22 protein-coding genes are annotated in these 25,602 nt (G+C 71.7%); 9 read left to right on the top strand and 13 right to left on the bottom strand.

Annotated features, from left to right (window positions below):
• The first annotated feature begins 71 nt into the window (after positions 1–71).
• Together HZF19_RS14085 and HZF19_RS14080 are read left to right on the top strand one after the other, a co-directional pair.
• Positions 72–1,355: a class-III pyridoxal-phosphate-dependent aminotransferase gene (locus tag HZF19_RS14085; RefSeq protein ID WP_208029431.1), complete on the top strand. Its 1,284-nt coding sequence runs from the start codon at positions 72–74 to the stop codon at positions 1,353–1,355.
• The gene (locus HZF19_RS14080) at positions 1,352–2,380 is read left to right on the top strand and encodes a phosphotransferase enzyme family protein (protein WP_208029430.1); all 1,029 of its coding nucleotides are present in this window, start codon (positions 1,352–1,354) and stop codon (positions 2,378–2,380) included. Before HZF19_RS14085 ends, HZF19_RS14080 begins: the two co-directional genes overlap by 4 nt.
• 116 nt (positions 2,381–2,496) lie before the next feature.
• On the opposite strand, the gene HZF19_RS14075 is transcribed toward HZF19_RS14080, so the two are convergent.
• On the bottom strand, positions 2,497–3,063 hold the full coding sequence (locus HZF19_RS14075) for a YceI family protein (RefSeq protein WP_208029429.1): 567 nt from the start codon (positions 3,061–3,063) through the stop codon (positions 2,497–2,499).
• Positions 3,064–3,152: 89 nt separating this feature from the next.
• On the opposite strand from HZF19_RS14075, the gene HZF19_RS16610 reads away from it, so the two are divergent.
• Genes HZF19_RS16610 through hepT form a run of 5 tightly spaced genes read left to right on the top strand, consistent with a single transcriptional unit; the run spans position 3,153 to position 4,953 of the window.
• The gene (locus HZF19_RS16610; RefSeq protein WP_208029428.1) at positions 3,153–3,629 is read left to right on the top strand and encodes a MarR family winged helix-turn-helix transcriptional regulator; all 477 of its coding nucleotides are present in this window, start codon (positions 3,153–3,155) and stop codon (positions 3,627–3,629) included.
• On the top strand, positions 3,626–3,922 hold the full coding sequence (locus HZF19_RS17510) for a (4Fe-4S)-binding protein (protein WP_208029427.1): 297 nt from the start codon (positions 3,626–3,628) through the stop codon (positions 3,920–3,922). The genes HZF19_RS16610 and HZF19_RS17510 overlap by 4 nt, the downstream gene beginning before the upstream one ends.
• Entirely contained in the window at positions 3,844–4,086 is a 243-nt protein-coding gene (locus tag HZF19_RS14060) for a CDGSH iron-sulfur domain-containing protein (protein WP_235980141.1), read from the top strand. Before HZF19_RS17510 ends, HZF19_RS14060 begins: the two co-directional genes overlap by 79 nt.
• A 25-nt stretch (positions 4,087–4,111) precedes the next feature.
• A complete protein-coding gene (locus HZF19_RS14055) occupies positions 4,112–4,516 on the top strand; it encodes a hypothetical protein (RefSeq protein ID WP_208029425.1) in 405 nt (134 codons plus the stop codon).
• A complete protein-coding gene (gene hepT / locus HZF19_RS14050; RefSeq protein ID WP_208029424.1) occupies positions 4,513–4,953 on the top strand; it encodes a type VII toxin-antitoxin system HepT family RNase toxin in 441 nt (146 codons plus the stop codon). The genes HZF19_RS14055 and hepT overlap by 4 nt, the downstream gene beginning before the upstream one ends.
• A 29-nt stretch (positions 4,954–4,982) precedes the next feature.
• Here the strand turns inward: hepT and HZF19_RS14045 are convergent, their stop codons facing one another.
• From HZF19_RS14045 to HZF19_RS14010, 8 genes are all read right to left on the bottom strand, one after another.
• Positions 4,983–5,288 carry a hypothetical protein gene (locus HZF19_RS14045; protein WP_208029423.1) on the bottom strand — a complete coding sequence of 102 codons (306 nt, stop codon included), beginning with the start codon at positions 5,286–5,288 and terminating at the stop codon, positions 4,983–4,985.
• The gene (locus HZF19_RS14040; protein ID WP_208029422.1) at positions 5,285–5,947 is read right to left on the bottom strand and encodes a hypothetical protein; all 663 of its coding nucleotides are present in this window, start codon (positions 5,945–5,947) and stop codon (positions 5,285–5,287) included. The genes HZF19_RS14045 and HZF19_RS14040 overlap by 4 nt, the downstream gene beginning before the upstream one ends.
• A gap of 653 nt (positions 5,948–6,600) precedes the next feature.
• Complete coding sequence (locus HZF19_RS14035; protein ID WP_208029421.1) at positions 6,601–7,128, bottom strand: hypothetical protein; 528 nt, start codon at positions 7,126–7,128, stop codon at positions 6,601–6,603.
• Positions 7,128–7,451 carry a hypothetical protein gene (locus tag HZF19_RS14030; protein ID WP_208029420.1) on the bottom strand — a complete coding sequence of 108 codons (324 nt, stop codon included), beginning with the start codon at positions 7,449–7,451 and terminating at the stop codon, positions 7,128–7,130. Before HZF19_RS14030 ends, HZF19_RS14035 begins: the two co-directional genes overlap by 1 nt.
• Before the next feature lie 73 nt (positions 7,452–7,524).
• Positions 7,525–9,147 carry a hypothetical protein gene (locus HZF19_RS14025; protein WP_208029419.1) on the bottom strand — a complete coding sequence of 541 codons (1,623 nt, stop codon included), beginning with the start codon at positions 9,145–9,147 and terminating at the stop codon, positions 7,525–7,527.
• Positions 9,144–10,718 (bottom strand): protein NO VEIN domain-containing protein, encoded by a 1,575-nt coding sequence (locus tag HZF19_RS17280; RefSeq protein ID WP_208029418.1) that lies wholly within the window; start codon positions 10,716–10,718, stop codon positions 9,144–9,146. Before HZF19_RS17280 ends, HZF19_RS14025 begins: the two co-directional genes overlap by 4 nt.
• Positions 10,719–10,790: 72 nt before the next feature.
• Entirely contained in the window at positions 10,791–11,120 is a 330-nt protein-coding gene (locus HZF19_RS14015) for a hypothetical protein (protein WP_208029417.1), read from the bottom strand.
• Between the two features lie 397 nt (positions 11,121–11,517).
• The gene (locus HZF19_RS14010) at positions 11,518–13,404 is read right to left on the bottom strand and encodes an RCC1 domain-containing protein (protein ID WP_208029416.1); all 1,887 of its coding nucleotides are present in this window, start codon (positions 13,402–13,404) and stop codon (positions 11,518–11,520) included.
• A gap of 209 nt (positions 13,405–13,613) precedes the next feature.
• Here HZF19_RS14010 and HZF19_RS17275 point away from each other — a divergent pair, with 209 nt between their 5' ends.
• A complete protein-coding gene (locus tag HZF19_RS17275) occupies positions 13,614–13,850 on the top strand; it encodes an SDR family NAD(P)-dependent oxidoreductase (RefSeq protein WP_307781234.1) in 237 nt (78 codons plus the stop codon).
• 213 nt (positions 13,851–14,063) lie between these two features.
• Here HZF19_RS17275 and HZF19_RS14000 read toward each other — a convergent pair whose 3' ends face one another.
• Positions 14,064–15,209 (bottom strand): NAD(P)/FAD-dependent oxidoreductase, encoded by a 1,146-nt coding sequence (locus tag HZF19_RS14000; protein WP_208029415.1) that lies wholly within the window; start codon positions 15,207–15,209, stop codon positions 14,064–14,066.
• A 168-nt stretch (positions 15,210–15,377) separates the two neighbouring features.
• On the opposite strand from HZF19_RS14000, the gene HZF19_RS13995 reads away from it, so the two are divergent.
• Positions 15,378–16,661: an FAD-binding oxidoreductase gene (locus HZF19_RS13995; RefSeq protein WP_208029471.1), complete on the top strand. Its 1,284-nt coding sequence runs from the start codon at positions 15,378–15,380 to the stop codon at positions 16,659–16,661.
• Positions 16,662–16,694: 33 nt separating this feature from the next.
• Here HZF19_RS13995 and recD read toward each other — a convergent pair whose 3' ends face one another.
• Genes recD through recC form a run of 3 tightly spaced genes read right to left on the bottom strand, consistent with a single transcriptional unit; the run spans position 16,695 to position 25,425 of the window.
• The gene (gene recD, locus HZF19_RS13990) at positions 16,695–18,569 is read right to left on the bottom strand and encodes an exodeoxyribonuclease V subunit alpha (protein ID WP_208029414.1); all 1,875 of its coding nucleotides are present in this window, start codon (positions 18,567–18,569) and stop codon (positions 16,695–16,697) included.
• Positions 18,566–22,009, bottom strand: a complete 3,444-nt coding sequence (locus HZF19_RS13985; protein ID WP_208029413.1) for a UvrD-helicase domain-containing protein — start codon at positions 22,007–22,009, stop codon at positions 18,566–18,568. The genes recD and HZF19_RS13985 overlap by 4 nt, the downstream gene beginning before the upstream one ends.
• The gene (gene recC / locus HZF19_RS13980; protein ID WP_208029412.1) at positions 22,006–25,425 is read right to left on the bottom strand and encodes an exodeoxyribonuclease V subunit gamma; all 3,420 of its coding nucleotides are present in this window, start codon (positions 25,423–25,425) and stop codon (positions 22,006–22,008) included. The genes HZF19_RS13985 and recC overlap by 4 nt, the downstream gene beginning before the upstream one ends.
• Between the last annotated feature and the right edge of the window lie 177 nt (positions 25,426–25,602).

Raw genomic sequence — 25,602 nt, 5'->3', positions numbered from 1 at the left:
GCGTTCGATCGCGGCGCGGGGCGGTCGTACACTCGCCCCCGGTAGGCCGGCGCTGAGCACCGAGGAGCGCGATGGGTTACGAACCGCCTCCGGGCACCGGTGCGATCAAGGCGGCGACGTTGCGGCGATCGCATCGCTACCTCATGCCGCACCGGGTCGAGTCCTTCGACCGGATGGGCGTGTCGTTCGTCATCGACCGTCGGGAGGGCTACCGGCTCTGGGACCTCGACGGTCGGGAGCTGCTGGATCTGCACCTCAACGGGGGCACGTTCAACCTGGGACACCGCCATCCGGCGCTCGTGGCGGCGTTGATCGAGGGGCTGGAGCGCTACGACATCGGCAACCACCACTTTCCCTCCGAACCGCGCAGCCTGCTGGCCGAGGCGCTGGCGGACGCGTCACCGGCGGGTGCGCTGCGCAAGGTCGTGCTGTGCCCCAGCGGCAGCGAGGCGATCGATGTCGCCATCCGCTCCGCCCGCCACGCCACGGGTCGGCGCCGAGTCGTCGCATACGACGGCGCGTTCCACGGCCGCAGCGGGCTGTCGGGTGCGGCGGGCGACGACCGGGCAGCGCGGCTGTTCCACAGTGAGAGCAGTGACTTCGCGGTGGTGCCGTTCGACGACCTCGATGCGGCCGAGGCGGCGCTGGCGGGGAACGACGTCGCGGCGTTCCTGTGCGAGGTGCTGCCTGCCACCGCGGGGTTCCTGATGCCGAGCGACGGCTATCTCACAGGCCTGCGAGAGCTGTGCGACCGGCACGGCACGATGCTCGTCGCCGACGAGGTGCAGACCGGGCTCGGGCGAACCGGAGGGCTGTGGGCCATCGAGGGCTTCGGGGTCGTCCCCGACATCCTGGTCACCGGGAAGGGTCTCTCCGGGGGGCTGTACCCGGTGGCGGCGGTGCTGCTCCAGGAGCGCGCCGCAGGCTGGATGCACGAGGACGGGTGGGCCTACGTGTCGACCTTCGGTGGCTCCGAGCTGGGGGCGGTGGTGGCCCGCCGGGCCCTGGAGCTCTCGGCGGACCCGGCGACCCTCGCCAACGTCACCGCGGTGAGCGAGGCCTACGGCCGAGGCTTCGCCGACCTGCAGCGCGGGTACCCGTTCCTGGCCGAGGTCCGGCGCCGAGGGGTGGTGATGGCGCTGCGCTTCGACCATCCCTGGGGCGGGATCACGATGGCCCGCCACCTGTTCGAGGCCGGGGTGTGGGCGATGTTCTGCGGGTTCGACCTCTCGGCGTTGCAGTGGAAGCCCGGCCTGCTCGTCGACGAGGCGTTCGTCGCCGAGTCCCTCGAGCGGTTCGAGCGGGCCCTGGCTGCGGCCAGCGACGAGGTCGCGGCCGGAAGGACGCCGGCGTGAGCGGCTTCTACGACCTGCCGTCCGAGCAGCAGGTCGACGCACTACGGGCACTGCTGATCGACGCCCTGGAGGCGTGGGATCTCGGTGCCCTGGAATCGGTCGAGCTGCTCGCGGAGCGGGAGAACGCGGTGTTCGAGGTGTGCACCGACCGGGGCCGGTTCGTGGGCCGGGTGCACCGCGCCGGGTACCACACCGACGACCAGCTCCGCTCCCAGGTGGCGTGGATGCGCGCCCTGAGGACGCAGGGGGTGGTGGAGACCGCGGACGTGGTGGACACCCGGGCAGGTGACGTGTTCACGGTCGCCACTCGGCCTCCCGTGCCCGAGGCCCGGCAGGTCTCGGTGCTGGAATGGGTCGGCGGCGAGCAGCTCTCCTCGCGCCTGCAGGCTGCGAGTGGGGACGAGCTGGCTCACTGGTACCACCGCATCGGTGCGCTGGCGGCCGGGCTGCACGAGCAGGTCCGCACCTGGCGGCGCCCGGCGGGCTTCAGCACCATCACCTGGGACGTCGATGGTCTGCTCGGCGAGCGAGCGGTGTGGGGACGGTTCTGGGCGTTGGAGGGGATGGCGGCCGATGACCGGGCGGTGATGGAGGAACTGCGTGCCCGGGCGACGGCCGAGCTGGCGCGGCTCCCTCGCGACCCGGAGCGCTACGGGCTGATCCACAACGACTTCCTGGCCGAGAACCTGCTGGTCGACGGTGATCGGCTCACGCTGCTCGACTTCGACGACTGCGGCGAGAGCTGGTTCGCGTGGGATCTGACCCCGGCGCTGGTGTCGATCGCCACCCGAGAGGACTACCCGTCGCTGCGGGACGCGCTGGTGGACGGCTACCGCGAGGTCCGCCCGCTCGACGAGGACGACCTCGCCCGCTTGCCGTTGCTGTTCGCCTTGCGGATGGCCACTTACGCGGCCTGGCTCGACACGAGGAGCCACACCCAGTTCGCGAAGGACCTCGGGCCGGTCATCGTCGCCGCGGCGGTGGATGTCGCCCGCCGGTACCTCGCAGGGGAGCTCGAGGTCTGATCGGTACCGGCGGGCCGAGGTGGGAGGTCGGATCGGCGCCAGCGGACCGTGGTACGCCACGGCGGTGGCGGCGAGCGGCCCGCCGGCGCAGACCGCCGGTCTCCTCGTGGTGCCGGTCAGCTCTCGTCCGGGAGGCGGATCGCGGAGACCTCGACCTCGAGGTCGACCTTCTCACTCACGAGCACCCCACCCGCTTCCAGGACGGTGTTCCAGGTCAGGCCCCAATCCTTGCGGTTGAGCACGCCGTGACCCTCGAAGCCGATCCGCTGGTTGCCCCACGGGTCGACCGCAGTGCCGGTGTAGGCGAGCTCGATGGTGATGGGCCGGGTGACGTCCCGGATCGTCAGGTCACCGCTGACGCGGTACCGGTCAGGTTCGACCTGCTCGACCGAGGTCGACACGAAGCGGATCTCCGGGTAGTGATCGACGTCGAGGAAGTCCGGGCTGCGCAGGTGGGCGTCGCGGTCGTCGTTGCGGGTGTTGACGCTGCCGGCGTCGATCCGCACCTCGAGATGGGAGCTCGTGGGGGAGCTGGCATCGAAGTAACCGGTGCCCTCGACCCGGTCGAACGAGCCGCGGACCTTGGTGATCATCGCGTGGCGGGCCACGAACCCGACCCTGCTGTGGGCGGGATCCAAGCGGTAGGTGCCGGTCAACTCGGAGGGGATCGTCGGTGTCTGCATCGGTCGTGTTCCTCCTCGTGCGAGTGAGATATTGACATGTCATTCAATCTGGTTGAGATGTCATCTATTCCCGGCACTAGGGTGACTCCGTGGGCGAGGTGCGATGGCTGGATGAACACGAAGCGCGCGCCTGGCGGTCGTTGCAGCTCATGCAGATGCGCTTGACCGCCGCGCTCGCCCACCAGCTCGCCGAGGAAGCGGGCATGTCCTACCAGGACTACGTGGTGCTCGTGGCACTCACCGATGAGCCCGAGGGGCGCATGCGGCTGGTGGACCTCGCTCGGGTGCTCGGCTGGGAGCAGAGCCGGCTCTCCCATCATGTGGCTCGCATGCAACGTCGCGGATCGGTGACCAAGCGGCGATGTGAGGCCGATCGCCGAGGCTGGTGGGTCGTGGTCACCCCGCGAGGGCGGCGAGAGATCGAAGCCGCCGCACCAGGGCACGTCGCTGCGGTGCGGCGATTGTTCGTGGATCGGCTCACCAGGCGGGAGCTCGACACGATCGCCTCGGTGGCCGAACGGGTCCTGGCGGCGATCGACGAGGAGGAGACCGGAGGCCCTCGATGACGGCAGATGATCCTCGTCAGGCCGGCGAGCCGCGGACCCGCGACGTGACCCGCGCCTGCGAGAACGCCCACATCCGGGTGCTCTGGGACGCCACCCGTTGCATCCACACCGCCATCTGCTTGCGGCGGTTGCCGGAGGTGTTCGACGTCGGTGCCCGTCCCTGGATCGACCTGTCGGGGGCCGAGGCGGAGGAGATCGCCGCGACCATCCGGGCTTGTCCCACCGGCGCGCTCGCTACGAAGGCTTGGCGATCGCCGACGAGCAGCCGGACGAACCGGCGACGGCCGAGGTGAGACCGAACGGTCCGCTGTTCGTGCGTGGCCGAGCCCGGTTGCAGCGCGCCGATGGGGAGACCCTCGCCGAGGAGTACCGGGTCGCGCTGTGCCGATGCGGGGCCAGCGAGAACATGCCGTATTGCGACAACAGCCATCGCCTCATCGGCTTCCGCGACGCCTGACCGGCGTGCCGCTACGCTCCGGGAGGTGGCTGTGCCAGATGCCCGGGCCGCGCTCGATCGGTTGCTGGCTGCCGCCGGTGATGGCCGCCTCGACGAGCTCTGCGAGCGGCTCGGGGTGAGGGTGCTCGCCGCGTTCGGCAGTGCCGCGTCGGGCGGAGGCGAGGCGAACGACCTCGACATCGCCGCGGGCTTCCTCGGGAGCCCTCGGGTGTTGGAGTTGATCGACGGGCTGGTCGCGCTCTCCGGCTACGACCGCATCGACCTCGCGATCCTCGACGGCGCGGACCCGGTGTTGCGGAGCGAGGCGCTCACCGGCACACCACTGTTCCAGCACGCGCCGGGGGTGTTCGCCACCGAGCAGATGGCCGCGCTGGCCGAGCGCCGGGACACCGAGTGGCTCCGGCGGCTCGACGTGGAGGCGATGCGGTGAACGTGCCCCGGCTCGACACCGATGTGATCGCTCGCCGCCTCCGCCTCCTGCGCGACACCCTCGATGAGCTCACCGCCCTGCGGGGCGTGACCGCGGCACGACTGGAGACGGCGCCGCTCGAGCGTGCGGCGGCGGAGCGCCTCCTGCAGGTGGCGGTGGACCTGGCGATCGACATCAACGCCCATGTCGCCGTCGCGCTCTCGGGGCGGGCACCGGCGACGGGGCGCGAGTCGTTCCTCGCCATGGGAACCGCCGGCGTGCTCCCGGTCGAGCTGGCTGAGCAGCTCGCGCCGGCGGCTGGGCTGCGGAACGTCCTCGTGCACCGGTACGTGGACATCTCGCTCGAGCTCGTGGCCCGAGCGGTGCCGGAGGTGCTCGATGGTCTCGGCGCCTACGTCGAGCAGGTGGCGACCTTCCTGGCCAGCCGCTCGGCGTGATCCTGGTTGACCGGCCGACCTCTCTGGCCTCAGTGGCCGAGCAGCCGGTCGAGGTCCAAGCGGGCGTCGGTGCTCGCCATCAGCCGGATGACCTCGGGGAGCTGCTCGAAGGGGAGCTCGCCTCGCTCGGCGCGCGCCAGCTCGTGCGGATCGAGGCCGAGCTCGCCGGCGAACTGGCTGCGATCGACGCCCGCTCCACCGCGAACGGCCAGCGCAACGGCCCCCGCGACCGGGAAGGGAGCTCCTTGCTCGGCGAGCCGTTCCGCGAGCCGTTCGCAGAGGCGGGTGACATCGGTCGGCCAGGTCTCCGGTCGCATCGTGGTGGTGGTGCTCATGCAGCGAGCCATCCTCGCCCGTCGAGGTCACGGTAGCGGTCATCGGTGGTGATGAGCCGCCGGAGACGGGCGCGCATCCGGTGCACGATCTGGCGGACGTGATCAGGTCTGAGCTCGAACTGGGTGGCGACGGTGGTGGCCGGGCTGCGGTCGCCGTTCGACTGCTGCGCTAGGTACTCGTGGTAGACGGCCTGATCGCGAGGGGAACCAACCCGTTCGACCGCCTCGCAGAACAGGGCGAAGTCAGCGTGGCGTGCACGCAGCGCGGCACGGTCGATGTCGGTGGTGGCTTGCGCTGCGAGCGACCACGGCCGATCGACGCCGTCGAGCTGGCAGAGATCGAGATCGGTGGTCGGATGTCCGATCGCTCGCACGACCGCGGCTCGGATCGCCCGCTTCGCCCACACCCATGGCGGGGTGCCCGCCGGGTTCCACCCGCCGGCCCGCTCGAAGATCACGAAGGCCGCCTCCTGCACCAGGCCGTCGATCTCGTCGCGGTCGGCGAGGAGATCGACCCGGCCGAACTCGCGCAGGACCTCTCGCACGGCGCGGGCGAGCGCTCCGCCGAACTGCGGTACGAAGTTGAAGAGGGCTGCGGCATCGCCAGCGGCCATGGCGGCCATGAGCCGCTCCAGCAGTGCTCTCTCGTCTCGTTCCATCACGCTCCTTCCTCCCAGGGGGCCGGCGGCCCACCGATGACCCTCACCCCGAGGGCTTCCTGGATTCTGCGGAGGAGCAGGGACAAGTTTCAGCGTTGTGATTCGCGCGTGCCGGCCCACCCAGCCCGGTTCTGTTCACGGATTCGCGTCGATGGGCCGCGGATCCATGAACAGTTCGGGAAGGGCGCGCCGGAGGTGCCCCCGGTCAACGTTCTTCATGGTGCGGTCGTCGATCGGCGTCGAGCGGCAACGCCACCTCGATCAGCTCCTTGCGGTAGGTGTCCTCCGTCATGGCCCTCCCCTCGCCCGCTCCCGGATCTGATCGGCCCGAAAGCTAGACGCGCTCGACCCTGAGCGCCCGGGCTACGGCTCTCGCTCGTGAGCAGCGCCCCGTGCGCGTGCGGCGTCGGCGAGACGGGGGTCGGCAGCTGATGGGGCACCAGAGGTCGATCACGTCAGAGATCAGCGCGCCGAGGAGGCCGGGGTGGGAACCCTACCCGACCGTAAAGGAAACCCTGGTTTGCTTTACGGTGGCTACTCGACCCGCAAGATCTCTTGACGGTGCCCGAGGTGCGCGGACACCTGTGAGCGCAACCGAGTACGCGCCCTGGAGCCCACAGGGTCCGCGAACGGTCGGGCATCACGCGGTGCACTCAACGATTCGTGGAGGTGCGCAGCAGCACCAGCCCGAGGAACGCCCGGAGATCCGCGTTGCGAGTTTGCTCGAGCCGATCCACGGTCGAGATCGCCTGTCTCGCCTGCCCGACGGCGCTCAGCACTCCGGCACGGGTGAAGTCCGCGAGGTGGTCGTAGTCCGCGTCTTCACGTTGCTGCTGGAGGCTCACGAAAGCGCTCGCGACGTCGGAGACCTCAGGGTTGCTCTGGAGACGCTCGACCAGCCCCTCGAGGTGTCTCGGCGGCCTCTCGCCAGCGATGTACGCGCAGACTTGCTTGATCGATGCGTGCGAGACGTGCCTGGCGAAGCCGTAGATCTCCTCGGTCGGTGCGTCCGGCAGCGCCGCTCGCGCAGTGGCGATCGTCAGGCGGTGGAAGAGCGCGTAGTACGCCGTCGAGACGCTGCGGCGGAGGTTCGTGTTCCGTGGCTGACCGCGCCCGGCCCCGACCCCACCCAACTCCTCGGCCAGCCTGATGAGCCGGTCCGGTCTGATGTCCCGCTGCATCAGCTTCCGTTCTCGGGCTCCTCGGGTTCGAGGTCGTCGATCTCCGGCCTGAACCGCACGTACCACGGCCAAGCCAGCCCCTCCTTCGTCGCCTGGTCACGCAGTGCCCGTTGCAGCTCGTTGAGGTCGGTGATCGGCCAGGTGTCCTCGCCTTCCGGAGGGTTCGGAAGCGTCACCTCGAAGAACCACGCCTCCCGGCCGTCGGCGTCGAGGTCCCGGCGCACCTGCACCTCGACGGGGCGCAGGGAGCCGAAGGTCGTCGTGCGCAACCAGGCAACGAGGTTCTGCTCGGGACGGGCGACGGCCGCCGGACGTGGGGTCACCCCGTTCAGCGTACGCGCCGCACCGCCTCTCGACCATCACGACCCCGCTCGCAGTGCGCGACCCGGCCGCCGGTCAGTTCGTCCGGGTGTTCTCCGTGTAGCGGTGCGGGCCGACGAAGCCCACGTGCACCTTGCCCGTCTCGCCCCTCGTGTCGTCGTGGAAGTAGACCCGAGGGGCCATCGGTCCGCCGCCCTCGGCGATCTTGAGGTGCGCCCACATCACGATCGACCCGCTGGGGTCGACCCGGGGGTCCACCGGGAACCGGCGCTGCTCGGCGAACCGGGCGTTGCTCTCCACCATCTCGGACTCACGCAGCGCCAGCTTCTTCTGGCTCGCCGGCCACACCCACGGGTCCCTGCTCTGCTCGCACCACTGCCGGAAGTTCCCGTCGAAGCGGGCCTCGGCGTAGCGGTGCAGCGCCCGCAGCCCCCGCCAGGTCAGCTCCCCCCAGGCCGAGGCGTTGATGTGGCTGTCGAGGTCGTCCACGTCGCGCTCCACCCCGGGCGGGATGACCACGCCGGTCAGCCGCTCTCGGGCCAGCTCGAGGGCCTCGGAGATGCTGCCGGCCTCGCACGCCAGCTCGGCCACCTCCTCCTCGGCGGTCGCATCCCCACCCGTGACCCCGGCTGCTCCCGGCCCGCCGGCGCCGCCCAGCCCGGCGGCGAGCATCACCTGCAGTTGGTTCCGCAGGCGGGACGCCTCGACCACCGCCTCCTCGAGGTCGGCCTGGGTGTCGAGCAGGTCATCCTCGAGATCACGCAGCTCGTTCTTCAGACTGTTGCGCTCGTCGGTGAGCCGGGCGATCTCCGCCTCGGCCAGCGCCAGCAGCTCAGCGTCGCTGCGGGACCGGCCGAGGCGCAGCTCCCGGCGCACCCGCTCGTAGACCGCCGGGGGGCGCCGGGCGGTGATGGTCTGCGCCAGCATCGTGGACAGGATCTTCGTGGCCCGCACCGGGTCGCCTGCCATCTGTTCGAGGCGCACGTAGCGGTGCCGGTCGGGTCGCAGCCCACCCGGGCCGGCGTTGGGCAGGTACACCCGCGCCGCGCCGCCCCACACCCCGAGTCCCTCGCCGATGAGCTCGTTGAACGCCTCGGTATCCGGTCCCCGCAGCAGCACCACCTGCACGGCGGCGGCGAGGCGGGCGGCAGTCTCCTCGGCCCGACGCAGGGTCGGGGTGTAGCCGGCCGGCTCCTCGGAGAACACGACCAGCGGCAGGGTCCGCTGCTGGTTGCGGATCAGCCCGGCCAGACCGACGGGGCCGAGCCGCTGCGGGGTGGCCGAGATCCGCACCTGGTCGACCCGGGCGTCGACCCCGTCCGCGAGCAGAGCCCGCACCAGGCGGGGGGCCGCCAGCGGGGGGCGGACCGACTCCACGTCAGCCACCCGCTCCAAGTCGACCCACAGCCAACGCTCGCCCTCGCCGCCATCGATCGCCGTCAACCGGGTGGTCCAGCGCTCGCCGAATCGCGGGCGTTCCTCGGCCAGCTCGAACTGGACCGCCTCCACGTCGCCGGCGAGAGCTCGACGGACCAACAGCTCCACCGGGCCGTTCTCACCGGTCCCCTCAGCCGCTCCCTCGTCGGGGAGCGCCACGTCGACGCGCTTCTCCTGCAGCCAGCCGGCGAAGACCCGCTCCGCCTCGTCGATCAGCGCGTCGCGATCGTCCTGCCAGATCGCGCGGTACAGCAACGTCATCGCGGGTCGCCTCCCCGTTCCCACAGCTTCGCCCAGTCGAAGGTCACCGCCGTCTCGGCGAAGTGCACCCGGCCTTCCATGCCGGCGAACGCAGCCGTGAGGTACCGCACCTCGGTGCGCCCGTCGGATCCGACCTCGACGAGCGCCAGTCGATGAGCGGCGTCCGCGTTGAGTCCGAAGAGGATCTCGGTCCGGGTGACCGTCACCGTCCCCGCACCGGCCAGACGACCTTTCACCTCGATGAAGATCCAGTGGCCGTCCGGTGTGCGGGACCGGATGTCGTAGCCCGGGTTGTTGCGGGGCATCTCCTCGGGCTCACGTCCCAGAGCTCGCTCGGCGGCCATCACCGCCTCGACCGCGGCGCGCTCGACCGCTTCCACGCTACGGGCGTGCTCGGCCGCGGAATCGCGGCGCCGGCCGCTCAGACGATCCAGGAGCCCCGCCGGGACCACCAGCGCGCCGCCGACCACCACCGGCGGGAGCGCCGAGAGCTGCTCCTGCTTGTCGAGGTCGTCGAGGCGCCGCCTCAGGCGCTCCTCGAGGGCGTTGGCTCGCGCTTGTGCCCGTTCGGGGTTCATCTTCGGTTGCTTGCCGGCATCCGCCTGCTCGCGCAGCTCCACCGCCCGGTGATCCCAGTAGGTGATCTCTCGGGTGAGACGCTCTCTCACCGCAGCTCGGGTCTTGTGCACCCGGGCCATGGTGTGCGCCCGGACCTGAGCCAGATGCGCCGGCACCGCCTCGGCGATCGCCGCGCTCGTGCCCCGCTTCTCGACATCCCCGTGCAGCCAGTCCTGGGCGAGGAGCGGCTCCAGCAACGCCAGCTCGGTTTCGGTCGCCGGGCGGGTGTCGAGGTGAGGGGCCACGCCAGCCACACGGGTCGAGCCGTCAGGTGTGACCTCGGCGAACTCGAACCGTCGTGACACCACCTGCGGCTTGCCGTGCGCATCGGTGCGGGCATCGCGGATCGCGTGCTCCAGGTACAGCAGCACGTGAGGGGTCTCCCCGGGGTCCGTGTCATCGACGAGCACCGCTCCTTGCCTGAGGAGATTGCCGTGGCGTTCCACGAGCACGTCGATGGTGGCGTCGAGCAGCGGGTGCCCCGGCGCGACCAGCTCGGCCATCGGCGTGCCCTCCACCGTGACCGCCGACTTGTCGAAGCAGACCCGCTCGTAGCGGGGGAGCACCGGGTAGCCCACCCCGATGATGCGGTCACGGGCCCGGATGTCGGTGGGCACCCTGGTCAGCTCGTAGCGGCCCGGCTCCCGCTCGCGAGCCACGCCGCCGAGCTGGGAGAACGCCTCCAGGAAGAACGAGCGGACGAAATGGGGCTGTAGCCGGCGGGCGTTCGCCTCTTCCATCTGCAGGCGGATGCGCTCCACGTCGGCGACGCTCATCAGCTCGGCCATGAGCCCTTCCTTGGCCACCAGCTCGGCCAGGCCCTCGCCGACGCGCTCGTCGATCACCTGGTCGAGGCGGGCCCGCACCTCCGGCCGGTCCCCGTAGCGGATCGCTTCGATCAGCAGGTCGCGCAGCGTCCGGCCCCGGAAGGCCTCGCCGAGGAGGTCGAACACCTGGCCGCCCGACGGTGCGGATGATGCTGATCAGTCGCATGCTCATTAGTACGGCGTCACCGTGACGCGACCTCACCATCGGTCGGAGCCCTCGCCGCGATCCGGCCCTGAGCCACCGGAGCTGCCCGCTTGCTTCGCCAGCCGATCCACAGCGAGCGTCACCGCCGTGCTGAGCCAGATCATGACAGTGATCACGATCGGGTCCACGAACAGCAACCAGAGCAGGCCGGTCCCGAGACCCCCCTCGGTCTCCCACCCGAGGATCGGCATCGTGCCCCCGACGAAGGCCACGATCGTCATCCAGCCCGACAGGATCACCACCGCTATGGCGAGGATCCCCGCCAGCAACCCCGCGATGGGTGACAAGTCGTCGCCTCCACCCTGCTGCCAGCTCGGCTCCATCGGGTGCGCGCCCCCCTCGTCACGGCCTGCCTGATCTCGAGCGGCGCACCGAGTGCACCGCTCCACCTGATCAGGTAGGGGACAGCCGTGACTACGAGGAGAGCCGGGACGAGACCGTCCGGGAGGTTCTCCGGTGATGGGGTTGATCCAGCGGAGACCGGAACCTGGCGAAGTCGCTGTCGGCGCTCACCACGATGAGCCCGTGCGCGAGGCTGAGACCCGCCAGGGCGGCGTCAGCCACCAAGGCCCCCTCGCAGATCGTGACCTACGACGAGCTCCTCAGGATGGTGGCGTGGCCAGGGCCCGGCTCGGGCACCGAGTGTGCGTGGGCGCGCTGGTGGAAGGGGCTGGAGCGACGTGATGCGAGCTCTCGGGGGTGGGTGGCGCAGATGTCGGCTCAGGGCGAGCGCAGGAGCAGGGTGTGGTAGGAGCCTGCGTCGACGCTGAGCCAGGTCGCGGTGCCGACCTGGACCGGGCTCGAGTGGTCGGAGCCGTCGCCGGTGCACAGCGACCCGAAGCCGCTCTGGCCCCCCCACGCCCACAGGGTGCCGCCGGTGCGTCGTGCCAGCGAGTCGAACTCGCCCGCCGACACCTCCACCCAGTCGGTGGCGGTACCCAGCTGGGTGGGCGTGGTGCGGTTGGTGGTGTCACCGAGGCCGAGTTGACCGAAGTTGTTGCGACCCCACACCCACAGGGTGCCGTCGGCGCGCAGTGCCAGCACGTGGAACCCGCCTGCGGCCACCTTCGTCCAGGTCGTCACCGACGGGCTGACCTGCGTGGGACTGTTGCGCTGGGTGGTGTCGCCGAGGCCGAGCTGCCCGGAGAGGTTGTTCCCCCACGACCACAGCGAGCCGTCGGCACGTTGTCCCACCGAGTGCAGGCCACCGGCCGCGACGGCGACCCAGTCGGTGGCCGTGCCCACCTGGGTCGGGCTGTTGTGCTGCGTCGTGTCGCCGAGGCCGAGCTGGCCCTCGGAGTTGCGTCCCCACGCCCACAGGGTGCCGTCCTCACGCAGGGCCAGCACGTGGTAGTTGCCGGCGGACACCGCGGCCCACTTCGACGAGCCCGAGCTCACCTGGGTGGGGATGAGGCGGTTGGTGGTGTCGCCCAGGCCGAGCTGACCGAAGCTGTTGCTCCCCCACGTCCACAGCGTGCCGTCGGTCCGCAGCGCCACCGAGAAGTCCGTGCCGGCCGCGACCGTCGTCCACGTGTAGTCGTTGCCCACCTGCACTGGCGTGGTGGAGCTGGTGGTGTTACCCCGCCCGAGCTGGCCGATGTTGTTCCAGCCCCAGGCCCAGAGGCTGCCGTCCGCTCGGAGGCCGAGGCTGTGGTTGGTGCCCGCCGCGGTCGATCGCCAGTCGCTCCCCGTGCCGACCTGCACCGGGGTGGGTTGGTTGGTGGTGGTGCCGATGCCGAGCTGCCCGTACTGGTTGTAGCCACAGCTCCACAACTGGCGGACCGGGTAGTCGTCGTTGAGGATGGTGACGGTGCCGGTGTCCCTGGCCAGCACGGTGGTGTTGTTCGGGTCGGTGACCGAGAGGATGTGGACCGAGAACTGCTCGCTGAACTCTTCCACGGTGTCGGGGAGCAGTGAGACCGTCACCGCTCCTCCGCCGCTGCGGGTGCGGAAGGAGACGCGCCCGGGCTTGCTGAGAGGCCGGTAATCCGTGTCGGGGCTGGCCGAGCCAGCCACCAGCTCGTAGTCGACCGTGACCGGCTGGTCACTCGGCGAGGGGTTGGGGTCGAAGTAGGCGATCGGCACCGCCACCCGGGTCCCGCCGGGCCCGGATGCGTTGCCCTCCATCACCGTGACATCACCCACCGCGATGGTGCCAGGGGCTGGGGAGGTGCCCGGGCTCAGGATCGTCACGGTCGAGCTCGCCCTGCCGGTGGCCACCCCGCCGCTCACGGACACGATCGACAACTGCAGGGTCTTGGTCGGCTCACCGCCCGCGGTGGCCCATAGCTTCACCGTGGCGTACGCGCTGGTCTTGCCGGCCTTGATGACCACCGTCTTGGTGCCGGACGAGCCCAACGGGACGTAGTCGACCCAGGGGATGGCGCTGCCCCCGGCGATCGTCCAGGTGACCCCGACGTCGACTGGTTGCGGCGCGGACAGCGTGATCGGGACCCGCACCGTCGTCGGGACGGCCCCGTCGTAGGTGACGACGTCGCCGATGTCGACCCTGCCGTCGGCTGCTCGCGCCGGATCGCCACCCACCAGGGCCAAGGTGGCCGCGACCAGCAACACTGCCGTCGCAGTCCTCGCCGCACGCTGTCGCATCGATCACCCACTCCCTCCACCAGGACCGGCGCCGCGCCGGCGGGCAACCGGTTGTTCCGCGTGGGGCCGCATGGTAGCGCGGTGGCCGATGTCAGTCGACGCGCGTGGTGCGCGAGCGCGGAGCTGGCTGACGCAGGTATCGGGAACTCGGCAGCCGCGCGACGAGTGGTGATCGGTGGCCGATCGGCCGCCGGTGCTCGGCTCAGCCGGTGAAGCTAGGAGTCGCTCCGGCCGCGGTCGGGAACCTCTTCGGTGCCGTACGTGCGCCAACCTGCAGCCCGTCCGCACCGGCCCGGCCAATCCGTGGTAGGCCCTCAGTCGCCACCCACTTCCTGGTCACCGGGGCCGCCAGCGGCATCGGCAGGGCCGTCGCCGAGCGCCTGGTGCGCGCCGGCGCGGGAGTGGTGATCGTCGACCGGGACGCTGATCGGTTGGCGACGGTCTGAGCGCGGAGACGGCGTACGTGACCGGCCAGGTCATCGCGGTGGACGGGGGAGCCACCATCCTCTGACGGGGCCGGCGGAGCCGTCCCGGTCAGTCCTCGACCTCGTGACCGCCGTAGCGCTCCTGGTCCTCCGAGGTCCCGACGCATCGTGCGGGTCATCCCTCCACCTCCTTCGAGATCATCGGCGTGGGCCGGCCGGCGCCTGTCTGACGCCTCAGCCGAGCCAGGCGTCCAGGCGTTCGCGCTCGAACGCCTGTTTGCGCAGGTACCGCTCGTGATCCGCGCTGGTGAGGGTCACCTCGGGCTGTGGCTCCGCCAGGAAGTCGCCCTCCACGAACGCCACCCGCTGGCCCGGCAGCTCCAGGAAGCAGAGCCCGTACCCGTCGAACCGGGCGCTCTCGCCGCCGAGCAGCTCAGCGGCGATGTTGCGGGCCGCCACCGCTCCCTGGCTTGCCGCGAACACCCCCGCCTTGGGGAGCGCACCGCTGGCGTTGGGTATGTGCGTGCAGTCACCGACCGCGTAGACCCGGTCGAAGCGTGTGCGCAAGGTGCGCGGATCGGGCTCGACGAACCCGGACGGACCGATGAGCCCGGCGGTGGCCAGCACCGGTGGTGCACTGGCGGCGGGCACACCGAGCAGCACCGAGTAGCCCAGCGAGGTGCCGTTCGTGAACGTCACCGTCCGCCCCGCACCGTCGACGCGGTCCACCGCATGCTCGGCCAGCAACTGGATGCCCCGCTCGCCGAGGTGCGATGCCAGGTAGCGGCTCGCGTCCACCCCGGCCACCGGAAGGGTCATCGGCTGGGGGGTGGAGATCGCCACCTCCACCCGGTCGCGCACCCCGCGACGGCGCAGTCGCTCGTCGAGGGCCAGCACCGCCTCGAACGGGGCCGGCGGGCACTGGAACGGGCCGCCCAGGATCGACACCAGCACCCGACCGTCGACGACCGAGTCGAGCTCCGCGCGCATCAGGGGCAGGGCGGCGGGGTCGTAGAGGTCGTGCGCGCCGGGCGCGTCGAGCAGGGAGAGGTGGGCCGGCGCGTGGATGGCGCCGAGGGCGATCAGCAGCGCATCGGCGTCGAAGCTGCCTGCATCGGTGTCGACCTGGCGAGCGGCGGGATCGATCCCCGTCACCTCGGTTTGCACGAACCGCACACCCCGGCGTTCGAGCGCGTGCAGTGAGCGGGTGCCGCCAGCGAGGGGACGAACGCCGGCGAGGTCCCACAGCTTGGCGAACCCCATGAAGAAGTGGTCGCGACGATCGAGCAACGTCACCTCCAGCTCGGGGTGCGCGCTGCGCAGCTCGTGGGCGGCCGCCAACCCACCGAAGCCTCCACCGATGATCACCACCCGGGCCATGGCGTCCTCCTCGACCGATGCCCCGGCGACGGTAGCCGCCGCGGGCGGGCGCGCCGGGCGCCGGGACGAGAGGATGGTGACGTGCGAGATCCCTCCCGCGACGGTGACGTCCGCTCGGCGCTGCTGGCCGAGCTGGGCGAGCGGCCCGTGGTCCTCGACGCCGACGTGATGGCCGGGTACACGACCGACCGGGCCACGACCGTCGCTCCCGGCACGCCCCTGGCGCTGGTGCGGGCCCGCCACACCGCCGACGTGCAGGCGGTCATGCGGGTGGCGTCCCGGTTCCGGGTCCCGGTGGTGCCCCGCGGTCTCGGCACCGGCCTGTCGGGCGGGTCCACGGCCGTCGACGGCTGCATCGTCCTGTCCACCGAGCGGATGCGCGCCCTGTCGATCGACACCGCCGCGATGGTGGCCATCGCCGGCCCCGGCATCCGCAATGCCGAGCTCAAGCAGGCCGCCGCCGCCGAAGGTCTGTGGTACCCGCCCGACCCGTCATCGTTCGAGATCTGCTCCATCGGCGGCAACCTGGCCACCAATGCCGGCGGCCTGTGCTGCGTCAAGTACGGGGTGACCACCGACTACGTGCTCGGCATCGAGGTGGTGCTCGCCGACGGGCGGGCCGTGCGGCTCGGGGGGCGCACCATCAAAGACGTCGCCGGCTACGACCTCAAGCGTCTCTTCGTGGGCTCGGAGGGCACCCTCGGGGTGATCACCGAAGCCGTACTGCGCCTGCGCCCACTTCCCCCACCGGCCTCGACCGTCGTGGCCAGCTTCGCCTCCCTCGTCGACGCCGGCCACGCGGTGACCCGCATCGTGTCCGCCGTGCGTCCCGCGGCGCTCGAGTTGATGGACCGCGCCGCGATCGCTGCGGTCGAGGCCGTCAAGCCGATGGGTCTCGACACGACCGCCGCAGCGCTGCTGCTGGCCCGCACCGACGGCGGCGGCGACGAAGCCCACCGGATCGCCGAGGCCTGCGAGACCAGTGGCGCCACCTACCTCGCCGCCACCGACGACCGGGACGAGGGCGAGCTGCTCATGGGCGCCCGGCGCATGGCGATCCCCTGTGTGGAGCGGACCGGTGCCGTGCTGATCGAGGACGTCGGCGTGCCCGTGCCCCGCATCCCCGATCTGCTGGAGGAGGTGGAGGCGGTGGCCGTGGAACACCGGATCTCCATCCCGGTCATCGGTCACGCGGGGGACGGCAACTTCCACCCGCTGGTCACGTTCGATCCCGATGACGGTGATGCCGCCAGCCGAGCCCTCGCCGCTTTCGATGCGATCATGGACGTGGCGCTGGCGCTGGGCGGGACGGTGACCGGCGAGCACGGCATCGGGGTGCTCAAGGCCCGCCACCTGGTCAGCCAGCTCGGCGGCGACGTGATGGACCTCACCCGTCGCATCAAGCAGGCGCTCGACCCCTACGACATCCTCAATCCGGGTAAGTGGGTGTGAGCCAGCAGGCTCGGCGTGGCGGTGGCCCGCCGGTCAGGCGCTCCAGAGCCGGGTCGCCAAGCCGGTGGCCCGGGCGACCCGACGGGTGACCGCGGCGCGGATGGCGTCCTCGCCGCCCACCACCGTCACCCGCTCCCGGGCTCGGGTGACCCCGGTGTAGAGCAGCTCCCGGGTCAGGATCGGTGACTCGGCTCGGGGCAGCGAGACGACCGCGTGCCGGTACTCCGATCCCTGGCTCTTGTGGATGGTCATCGACCACCAGGTCTCGACCGCAGGGAGCTGCGAGGTGGGCAGCAGGCGGATCCCGCACTCGTCGGCGGAACGGAAGGCGGCCACCGGGCGGCCACGGTCGTCGCGCATCACCAGCCCCGTGTCGCCGTTGACCAGGTGGTGGAGCGGATCGTTGCGGGTGACGATGACCGGTCGACCGGCGTACCAGGTCTCGCCGAGGCCCAACCGGACGGTTCGCCCGTCGGCGCCGCGGATGTCGGTGCGGGCGAGCGCCCCTTCGATGCGCGCTCGCCAGTCGTCGGTGCCGAGCGGACCCCGACGGGTGGCGGCCAGGACCTTGAGCTCCTCGGCGATGGCGAGACCGGTCGCCGGGTCGCCGTCAATCGCCGCGCCCGCCACCCGGATCGCGTTGTCGATCACGACCTGCTCGAGGCGAGCCAGCGCCCGGGTGTCATCAGGTCGGATCCACTCGACGTCGTCGGCTCCAGCGGCCAGCAGGGCGATCGTGCGATCGGGGTCGCCCCGGCGGATCGCCTCGGCGAGCTCGGCGATGGTCGAGTCGGCACCGAACCGGTGGAACTGTTCGAGCACCACCACGTTCCCCGCGAGCGGGCCGCGATCGCGGGCCGCCGTGTCGGCGACGAGATCGGCGAGCACGGCGCCGGCTTCGATGCTCGCGAGCTGGTGGGGGTCGCCCACCAACACGACCTTCGCCTCGGGACGCACCGCGTCGAGCAGGCGGGCCATCAGCGGCAACGACACCATCGAGGCCTCGTCGACCACCACCACGTCGGCAGGTATGGGGTGGTGGCGGTGGTGGCGGGCGGTCGTGCCCCGAACGCCGATGAGCCGGTGGATGGTCGAGGCCTCGAGACCGCGGAGGACCTCTGCCAGCTCGCCACCGATGGCCGCCTCGTCGATCGCCTGGCGGATCGCGTCGGTCATCCGGGCAGCAGCCTTCCCGGTGGGGGCGGCCAGCGCGATCTCCAGGGGTCGGCCCTGCTGCTCGGCGAGCTGGTGGGCGACGGCCAGCATCCGGGCGATGGTGCGGGTCTTGCCGGTCCCGGGACCGCCGGCGATCACGGTCAGGTTGCTGGTCAACGCCACCTCGGCCGCCCGGCGCTGGAGGTCGACGTCGCCGGGCGCGGGTGGGAACAGGTGGTCGAGGGCCTCGACCACGGCCGCGCCGACCCCGGTCGCGCCCGGGGATCGGGTGGCTGCCCGGGTGATGAGGTCGTTCGCCACCTGCTGTTCGAAGCGCCAGTAGCGCTCGAGGTAGAGCCGGGTGCCGTCGAAGACCAGGGGGCGGATCGTGCCCCCGACGGCACCCGCGCCGGGCGAGGTGTCGCCGATCACGGTGGCCACCGCGTCACTGCCGCGCAGCTCGGCGCTCCAGCGCTCGGGTGAGGGCCACGGGAGCGATGACAGGTCGACCGGGTCGTCGATGTCGTCGAGCACGATCGAGCCGGGCAGCTCGTCGATCACGACGCACACGTGGTTCAGCCGGACGGCTCGCACGGTCAACGCGGCGGCCAGCAGGACCTCGGGTGAGGTGGTGGGCGTCAGCCGCCCGACGGCCTCAGCGAGGTGCACATCGGCGTGGTCGAGCACGCCGGCCTCGACAAAGGGCGCCAGGCAGGTGACCAGCGGGCTCAAGAGCGGGGTGGGCGCCGTCATGGCGTCACCTCGCGCCCGTGCAGGAGATCGCTGAGCTCGGTGATGAGGGCCGCGGGTGGCTGCCAGGCGAACACCCCGTAGGGCACGCCGCCGGCGGTCGGGGTCTCCGGGCCGACCATGCCTCGCAGGAACAGGTAGGTGATCCCTCCGAGGTGGATCGCCGGGTCGTAGCCGGGGACTCGCCAGCGCAGGTACCGGTGCAGGGCTACGGCGTAGAGCAGGGCCTGGAGCGGGTAGTGGTGCTCGGCCATCGCGGCGGGGAGGCGGTCGGGGTGGTAGTGCTCGAGCGCGGGTGAAGCCCCTCGGGGGGTGAGGGCGTTGGTCTTGTAGTCGACCACCACGAACCGGTCGGGTTGGGCGTGCCGCTTGAGCCGCAGCACGAGGTCGATCGAGCCGGTGAGATGGCCAGCGAGCTGGCGCCGCAGGGCGCCATCGGCGAGCGTCTCGGCCCAGGGCCGCAGACCATGCCCGGCGGGTAGGTGCCGGAGGATCAAGCCCCCGATCGAGGCGTCGTCGGCACCCGTCCCGCGACCGGCCAGTGCCAGCTCGAACGCCAACTCGTCGAGGCGATCGGCGCGCTCGAAGTCGCGCAGGCAGCGATGGTCGAGCTGCGGGCCGAGCGGGGTGGTCAGCGAGCAGATCAACCCCTCCGTGAGGGTGTCGGGGTCGACGCCGGACGTCCTTCGCCAGCGCGCCGCCCGCACCACCTGCTGGTGGAGCTCGGCCCGCAGGTCGCAGGCCGCGAAGTCCGTGTGCTCGAGCACGTCGTGCACCAGGTTGCCGAACGCTGTGCCGCCCCGGACGTCGCCGAGCGGGAGTGCTGGCTTCGCGGCCGGCGTGTCGGGGGTCAGATCCTCCGCGGGCATGGGTTCGCCGGTGAGGTCCTCGGGTGGTTCGTCGCCGGCGGCTGCGTCGCCCAGCGTGTCGTCGAACGGATCGACCCCTGACTCGCCGTAGGCCCTGGCCATCATCGTGAACGACCATCGCCGGCGGGCCCGGTCGAGCTCCCGTTCGAGCGTGGCCACGGACAGCTCGCCCGTCTCCCGACCGGTGCCGCCCTCCCAGCGGACGGGACCGGCGGGTGGCCCGACGATCGCCGTGGCCACGGTGCCTCCGGCCGCGGTGACGATGGGCCGCAGGCGGTCGGGTACCTCGTTATCGGGGGGGATGGCGACCCGCTCGGCGTCGAAGAGCTGCGGGTCGATCCGGCCTTGGCCGTCACGGGCGAACAGCACGCGGGCCAGACCCGTGCGGTCGCTCAAGCTCGCGCGGCACCACCACACGAGCAGTCGATGCCGAGCCCGGGTCAGGGCCACGTACAGCAGGCGGAGGTTCTCGCCGACCGCCGCTCGCTCGGCGAGCCGCTTGCGTTCCTTGGCCGTCCGGTTGTCCGGCCAGGGGGGCTCCGGGCAGAGGTCGATGGTGCGCCGCCCGGTCTGCGGGTCCGCGTAGATGATGAGGTCGCGGACGGTCGTCGGGCTTCCCCGCCACAGGTTGGGGCAGCACACGATGGGGAACTCGAGCCCCTTGGCGGCGTGGACGGTCATGATCTGCACCGCGTCGGCCTCGGATTCGATGCGCCGGGCGGTGATGCTCAGGCCGGTCTCGTCGGGCTTGAGGTCGGCGAGCCGGTCGAGGGCGGCGACCAGACCGGCCGGCCCGGCGTGGGCGGGCGCCGAGAGGGTCAGGAGCTCGGCCAGGTGATCGAGGTCGGTGAGGTCCCGTTCGCCGGACGGCCGGGCGAGCAGGCGCGGTGCGACCCCCGAGTCGGATCGCACCCGACGGAGGAACTCCGCCGGCCCGCGGGTGCGTAGCACGCTCGCCCAGTGGTGGAGCTGCTCCTGCACCTCCGCCAGGGCCGTGCCGTCGTCGTGGTGGAGCCGGTCGGCGGTCCATCCGACGAACCAGCTCAGGGCGGCGGTGCCGGCCCGCCGCGGATCGGCCGGTTGGCCGACGGCTTCGAGCAGCCATCGCCACTGCTGTGCGGCGGTGGTCTCGAGCACCGAGACTCCGCGGGAGACCACGGCGGGGATGTCGCTGGCAGCGAGTGCCGACTGCACGTCGGCCGCGTCCTTGTTCGCCACCACGAGCACCGCCACGTCTCGCGGGGTCACCCGGCGCCAGAGGTCGCCGTCCCGCAGCTCGGCGTCCTCGAGGAGGAGGCGGACCTGCTCGGCGAGGTCCGCGTACACGGCCTGCTCTGCATGGTCGGCCAGCACCACCCCTGGGCTCCGTTGTTGCCGGCCGAGGGAGGGATGGGTGGCGAGGCGGAGCGAGAGCGCCGGAAGCTCTTCGCCGCGTACCGAGCGGATCCGCTGGTCGCCATGTCCGGGTGCGGGCTCCACCTGGTGGAAGCGGATGCGCTCGTCGCCGAAGGTGGCGCCCGAGAGCAATGCGTCGAGCGCGTCGAGCAGTGTGGCGTCGGAGCGCCAGTTCGTAGCCAGCGTCTCGCTCCTCGTCGTCCCCGAGTCGATGGCCTCCAGGTAGGTGTGCACGTCCGCGCCGCGGAACGCGTAGATCGACTGCTTGGGGTCGCCGACGATGACCAGGGTGCTCCCGGTGTCGGGGCGACCGAACACGGCGTCGAAGATCTGCCACTGCACAGGATCGGTGTCCTGGAACTCGTCGATGAGGGCGACCTTGAAACGTCGTCGGAGCGCGTCGCGCACCGCCATCCCGCCCCCGGTGCTCGCCAGGGCATCCCGGAGCCGGGTGAGCAGGTCGTCGAAGGACAGGGTGGCCTGCGCTCGCCGGCGACGCTCCGCTTCGAGCACCACCCGCTCGACCAGCCGGCGGCGGAGCACGGCGATGTCGTTCGAGCTCGCCGGATCGGGGTCGGGCGCCAGCGCGATGCCGGGGTTGCCGCCGACGGCGCGAGCCAGCTTGAGCAGGGTGTCGTGATCGGGCAGGTGATCGGCGGGGTGGGCGCCGGACAGGGCCGCCGCCACGAGCAGGTCGGCGCAGGTCTGGCGGAGTGTCTCGTCGCCGTCCTCGGCGAAGGTGGCGTCGAAGTCGCCCGATGCCACGCCGAGGGCGCCGAGCATTTGCGATGCGAAACCGTGGATGGTGGTGATGCAGGCGCTGTCGAAGCCGGCCAGGGCGGCCGTCGACCGCTCGAGCCGCTCCTCGAGGTCGCCAGCGCAGAGCAGCCGGAGCACCTCATCGTCGGCCGGTGGGTCGCCCCCGTCGAGCACCGTCGCCAGGGCGGTGCGGGTCTGGGCGAGGCGGTCCCGTACCCGATCCCGGAGCTCGGCCGCGGCGGCCCGGGTGAAGGTGACCACGAGCAGGTCGCCGATGTCGAGGTCACCCTCCACCACGTAGCGGGTGGCCAGGCTGCTCAGCGCGTACGTCTTGCCGGTGCCCGCGCTGGCCTCGATGGCGACCCGACCGGTGGGCAGCGCGGCGGTCGGGTCGAACCGCGGGATGGGCGAGCTGCTCACGCCGAGGTCTCCTCGTCGTCGGTGCCGTCCTCGCCGTCGTCGAGGTGGGACACGGTGCAGGAGTCGAGGACGGTGCCCCACAGGTACTGCGCGAAGCGCTCCGCCCGGTTGGTGGCCCGGCCCGGAGGATCGTGCGGTTGCACCGGAAGGGCTCGCACACCGGCGAAGTCGAGGTCGCCGAACACCAACCGGTGTGCGGCCTCGGTCCCGTCTCCCCCCCAACGGCCAATCCAGTCCGCCTTGGTGGCCCGCCCCTCGGCGAGGGGCCGGGACAGCTTCGGGAACAGCGGGATCGGTTCCCGACGCGCCCGGTGGTAGCAGTCGACGGCCACGCCGAGCGCAGCCAGGGCGTTCCGGCGGCGATCCTCGACGGTCCGCCCGACCGGCTCGAGGCACTCGATCACCGGAGGCTTGGACCGGCTCGAGCTGTCTTCGTGCGGGGCGACGGTGACCGACCACCAGTCGCGGCTCGGATCATGGGCGGTGAGGGCCATGAGGTCGAGCCAGGCGGCGAGGAACTGCTTCGGTCGTCGCCGGCTGGCGCTGACCCGCACCGGGCCCGGCTGGTCGGCGTGGGCGTCGTCCACCAGCCCGGTCAGTCGGGTCCCGTCCGGGAGCAGGACGTCGATCGGGACCCGGTTCGGCTCGGTGCTGAGTTCGTAGCCGCATCCTGAGAGCCGCTCCAGCAGCGCGTCGACCTTCTCGGTGGCCTCGTCGAGCGCTCGCTCCCCGAGGTCGGCTGGCGGAAGGGTGCCGGCGGCTCGCTCGCGCCGCATCCACGCAGACCGGTCACGCCCCGCGAGTGTCGCGGCCAGCAGGCGGTCTGCGAGCTTCCAGTTGTCGAGTGCGGACAGGGAGAGGGGTAGCTCCTCGGAGACCTGCTCGGACTCCCACGGCAGCACGATGTCGAGGGTGTCGCTGAGGAACGCCTTCACCGGATGGCCCAGCACCCGGTGCAGGTCGGCCAGGTCGAGATGTTCCTCGGACCGCTGGTCGATCGGTGATGCGAGGAACGGTGCCGGCTCGAGCTTGCGCCGCCGGGACCGCGCCGCGTCGAGGAGCTGCGGGTCGAAGCTCCAGGGCCGGGACCGCAGCCGGCCGGGTTGGAAGTTGTGGTCGTCGAAGGGCTGGCGGGGGTGGGCGATGGCGAGCTGGCGGTCGACCCGGTCCCGGTCCTCGGGACGCACGGTGCTGCGCACCACCTCGCGCAGCTCGGCCAGGACCGTGGCCGGTGGCACGGGCTGGTTGGTCACGATGCTGCGTCCCGTGCAGGTGATGAGGAGCTGGTCGCTGGCGGCCAGGATGGTCTCGAGCAGGGCCTGCCTGGCATCGGCCCGCGGGTCAGCGTCCCCCAGGTGGGGTGCGGCAGCCGCCAGGTCGTCGCCGTCGGTGCCGGCCCTGGCGAGGGCGTCCTCGTCGAGGCCGAGGATGCACACCACCCGGAAGGGCACCCCGCGCAGCGGGGTGGGCGACGAGACGGTGATGCCGCCCCGGAAGAAGTGTGATCGGCGCGGCGTGCCCGCGAGGGGCTCGGCGAAGACCCGCCGGACGTCGTCGAGGTCGAGCGGGGTCGACGACGCCTCACCGCCCGCTCGGGACTGCTCGGCGACGTCGTTCAGGACCTGAGCCAGCCGTTCGGCTTGCCACGGCTCGTCGCGGGGGGCGCGGAACAGGTCGGTCGTCGCGTCGCTGAGCAGCGCGAGCCACTCGTCGATGGTGCGCTTCCCCGCAGCCTGCTCGGCCAGCCACCGGAGCCGGCCGAGCAGATCGGCCAGACGGCCCGCGGTGGCCACCTCGTCACCTTCGATCTCGTGCGGCAGTACGCCGCCCATCGCCAGCGAGAAGCCGTCGTCACTGGTGGCGATGCCGAGGAGGAGGCGGTCGAGCGCGAACCGCCACGACAGGGCGTCGTAGCCGGCCGGGATGTCCCAGTGCCGCCGGTGGTCGGCGTCGAGGCCCCACTTCACGCATGCCTCTCGCACCCATCGGTTGATCTGGTCGAGTGCCTCCTCGTCGAGCTCGTAGCGGTCGCGAACCGGCTGCTGGGCGATGAAGTCGAGCACGGCCGAGGCCGAGAACCGGCCGCCGAGCAGCTCGAGCAAGCTGGCGAAGGCGGTGACCAGCGCGTCGGTGTCGACCAGCGATCGGTCGGTGATGTGGTACTCGAGCTGCGGTGTGTGCTGGCCGTCGTAGGGTCCGCGGTCCGCGCCGGAGCGACCGAACACCGCCTCGACGAGGGGGGCGTAGGTGGTGATGTCGGGGCAGACCACGAGCACGTCGTCCTCGGCGAGGGACGGGTCGTCGGCCAGCCGGTGGAGGATGGCGTCGCGGAGCACCTCGACCTGCCGCATCGCCCCGTGGCAGGTGTGCACCTCGATCGACCGGTCGCCAGGCTCGAGCACGTGATCGCCCGCCGGGGGCCGATCGGCGCGCAGGTCGGCCTGCACCCGCTCGAGGAGGGTACGGGGCTCACCCCCTTGCTCGGGATCGAGCTCGACGATCCGGGTCTCGGGTGCCGCGGCGGTCGAGGCGGCCCAGAGGATCGTCGCTTCCCGGCTCGGGCGAGCCCAGGAACGCAGAAGGGGGTGCGCGACCGCCTCCGCGGAGTGGTCGTCGGCCCGAAGGAGGAGCGGCGCTGCGCCAGGCTGGAGGCGCGCACGCAGCGATCGGGCGAGCGAGAGTGAGGGCTGGACCAGGAAGAGGTGAACCTCATGCCTGCGGGCGATGGCGGAGACGAGCTCGATGAACGGCGCGCCACCCGGGACCGAGGAGAGGCCGAAGAACGACAACCGGGCGGGGAGACCCGGCACCTGCTCGCCGTCGCGGAGCCGGGCCACGATGCCCGGCAGTCGTTCAGCCGGGCTCGGAGTGCCGATCCGTCGCCGGAGCGATCGGAAGAGGTGGTACTGCCAGGCGGCCGACGGGTCGAGACCGGCGCCCGCGCCGTCCACCCCGTGGCCCTCCGCCCAGGCCCGCAGCATCGCCGGCCGGTGGGTGGCGTAGCGGTCGAGCAGATCGGCCACCCGTCGAGCCTGGCCGAAGGCGGTGGCCCCGTCCGGCACGGCGGCCACGGGGCCGAGCCGCCGGTCGCCCCGGGCGGCGTCGAGCGTGCCGAGCACCTTCCAGGTGAGGTGCGGCAGCGACCACGGGTCGGGCTCGCCGTCGAGGTCCGCGGCGAGCACCGACGAGTGCAGCGCCCCGGGGAAGCGGTGGTCGAGATTCGCCGCCACCCCATCGACATCGCCGTCGCTCGCGCCGAGGCGGCGGGCGAGACGGAGTCGTAGCCATCGGCTGAGGCCGGCCGAGGGTGTTGCCAGCCATTCGGGGGTGAACGGGTCGGCCGGGGGCTGTCCGAGCACCTCGGCGAGCGGGTCGACGAGGCGCTCGAGCTCGTCCGCGACGTGGAGGTGCAGCACGTCGCGAACTGTACGAGAGCGCAGTGACATCTAAGGTCGCCCGTGGGGTCCATCTAAGGTCGCCCGTGGGGTCCACCCCTGGTTGGAGGGCCTTTCCGTGGGGTGCGCTGTGCCCGGTCTGTCTGGCTCGACTCGGAACTGTGACCGGAGCGGACCGGTGGTCCGACTCCTTCCAGC

Origin of the sequence: Rhabdothermincola sediminis, assembly GCF_014805525.1 — a bacterium.
Taxonomy (GTDB): domain Bacteria; phylum Actinomycetota; class Acidimicrobiia; order Acidimicrobiales; family Acidimicrobilacustridaceae; genus Rhabdothermincola; species Rhabdothermincola sediminis.
This window is presented reverse-complemented; position numbering and strand designations above follow the sequence as displayed.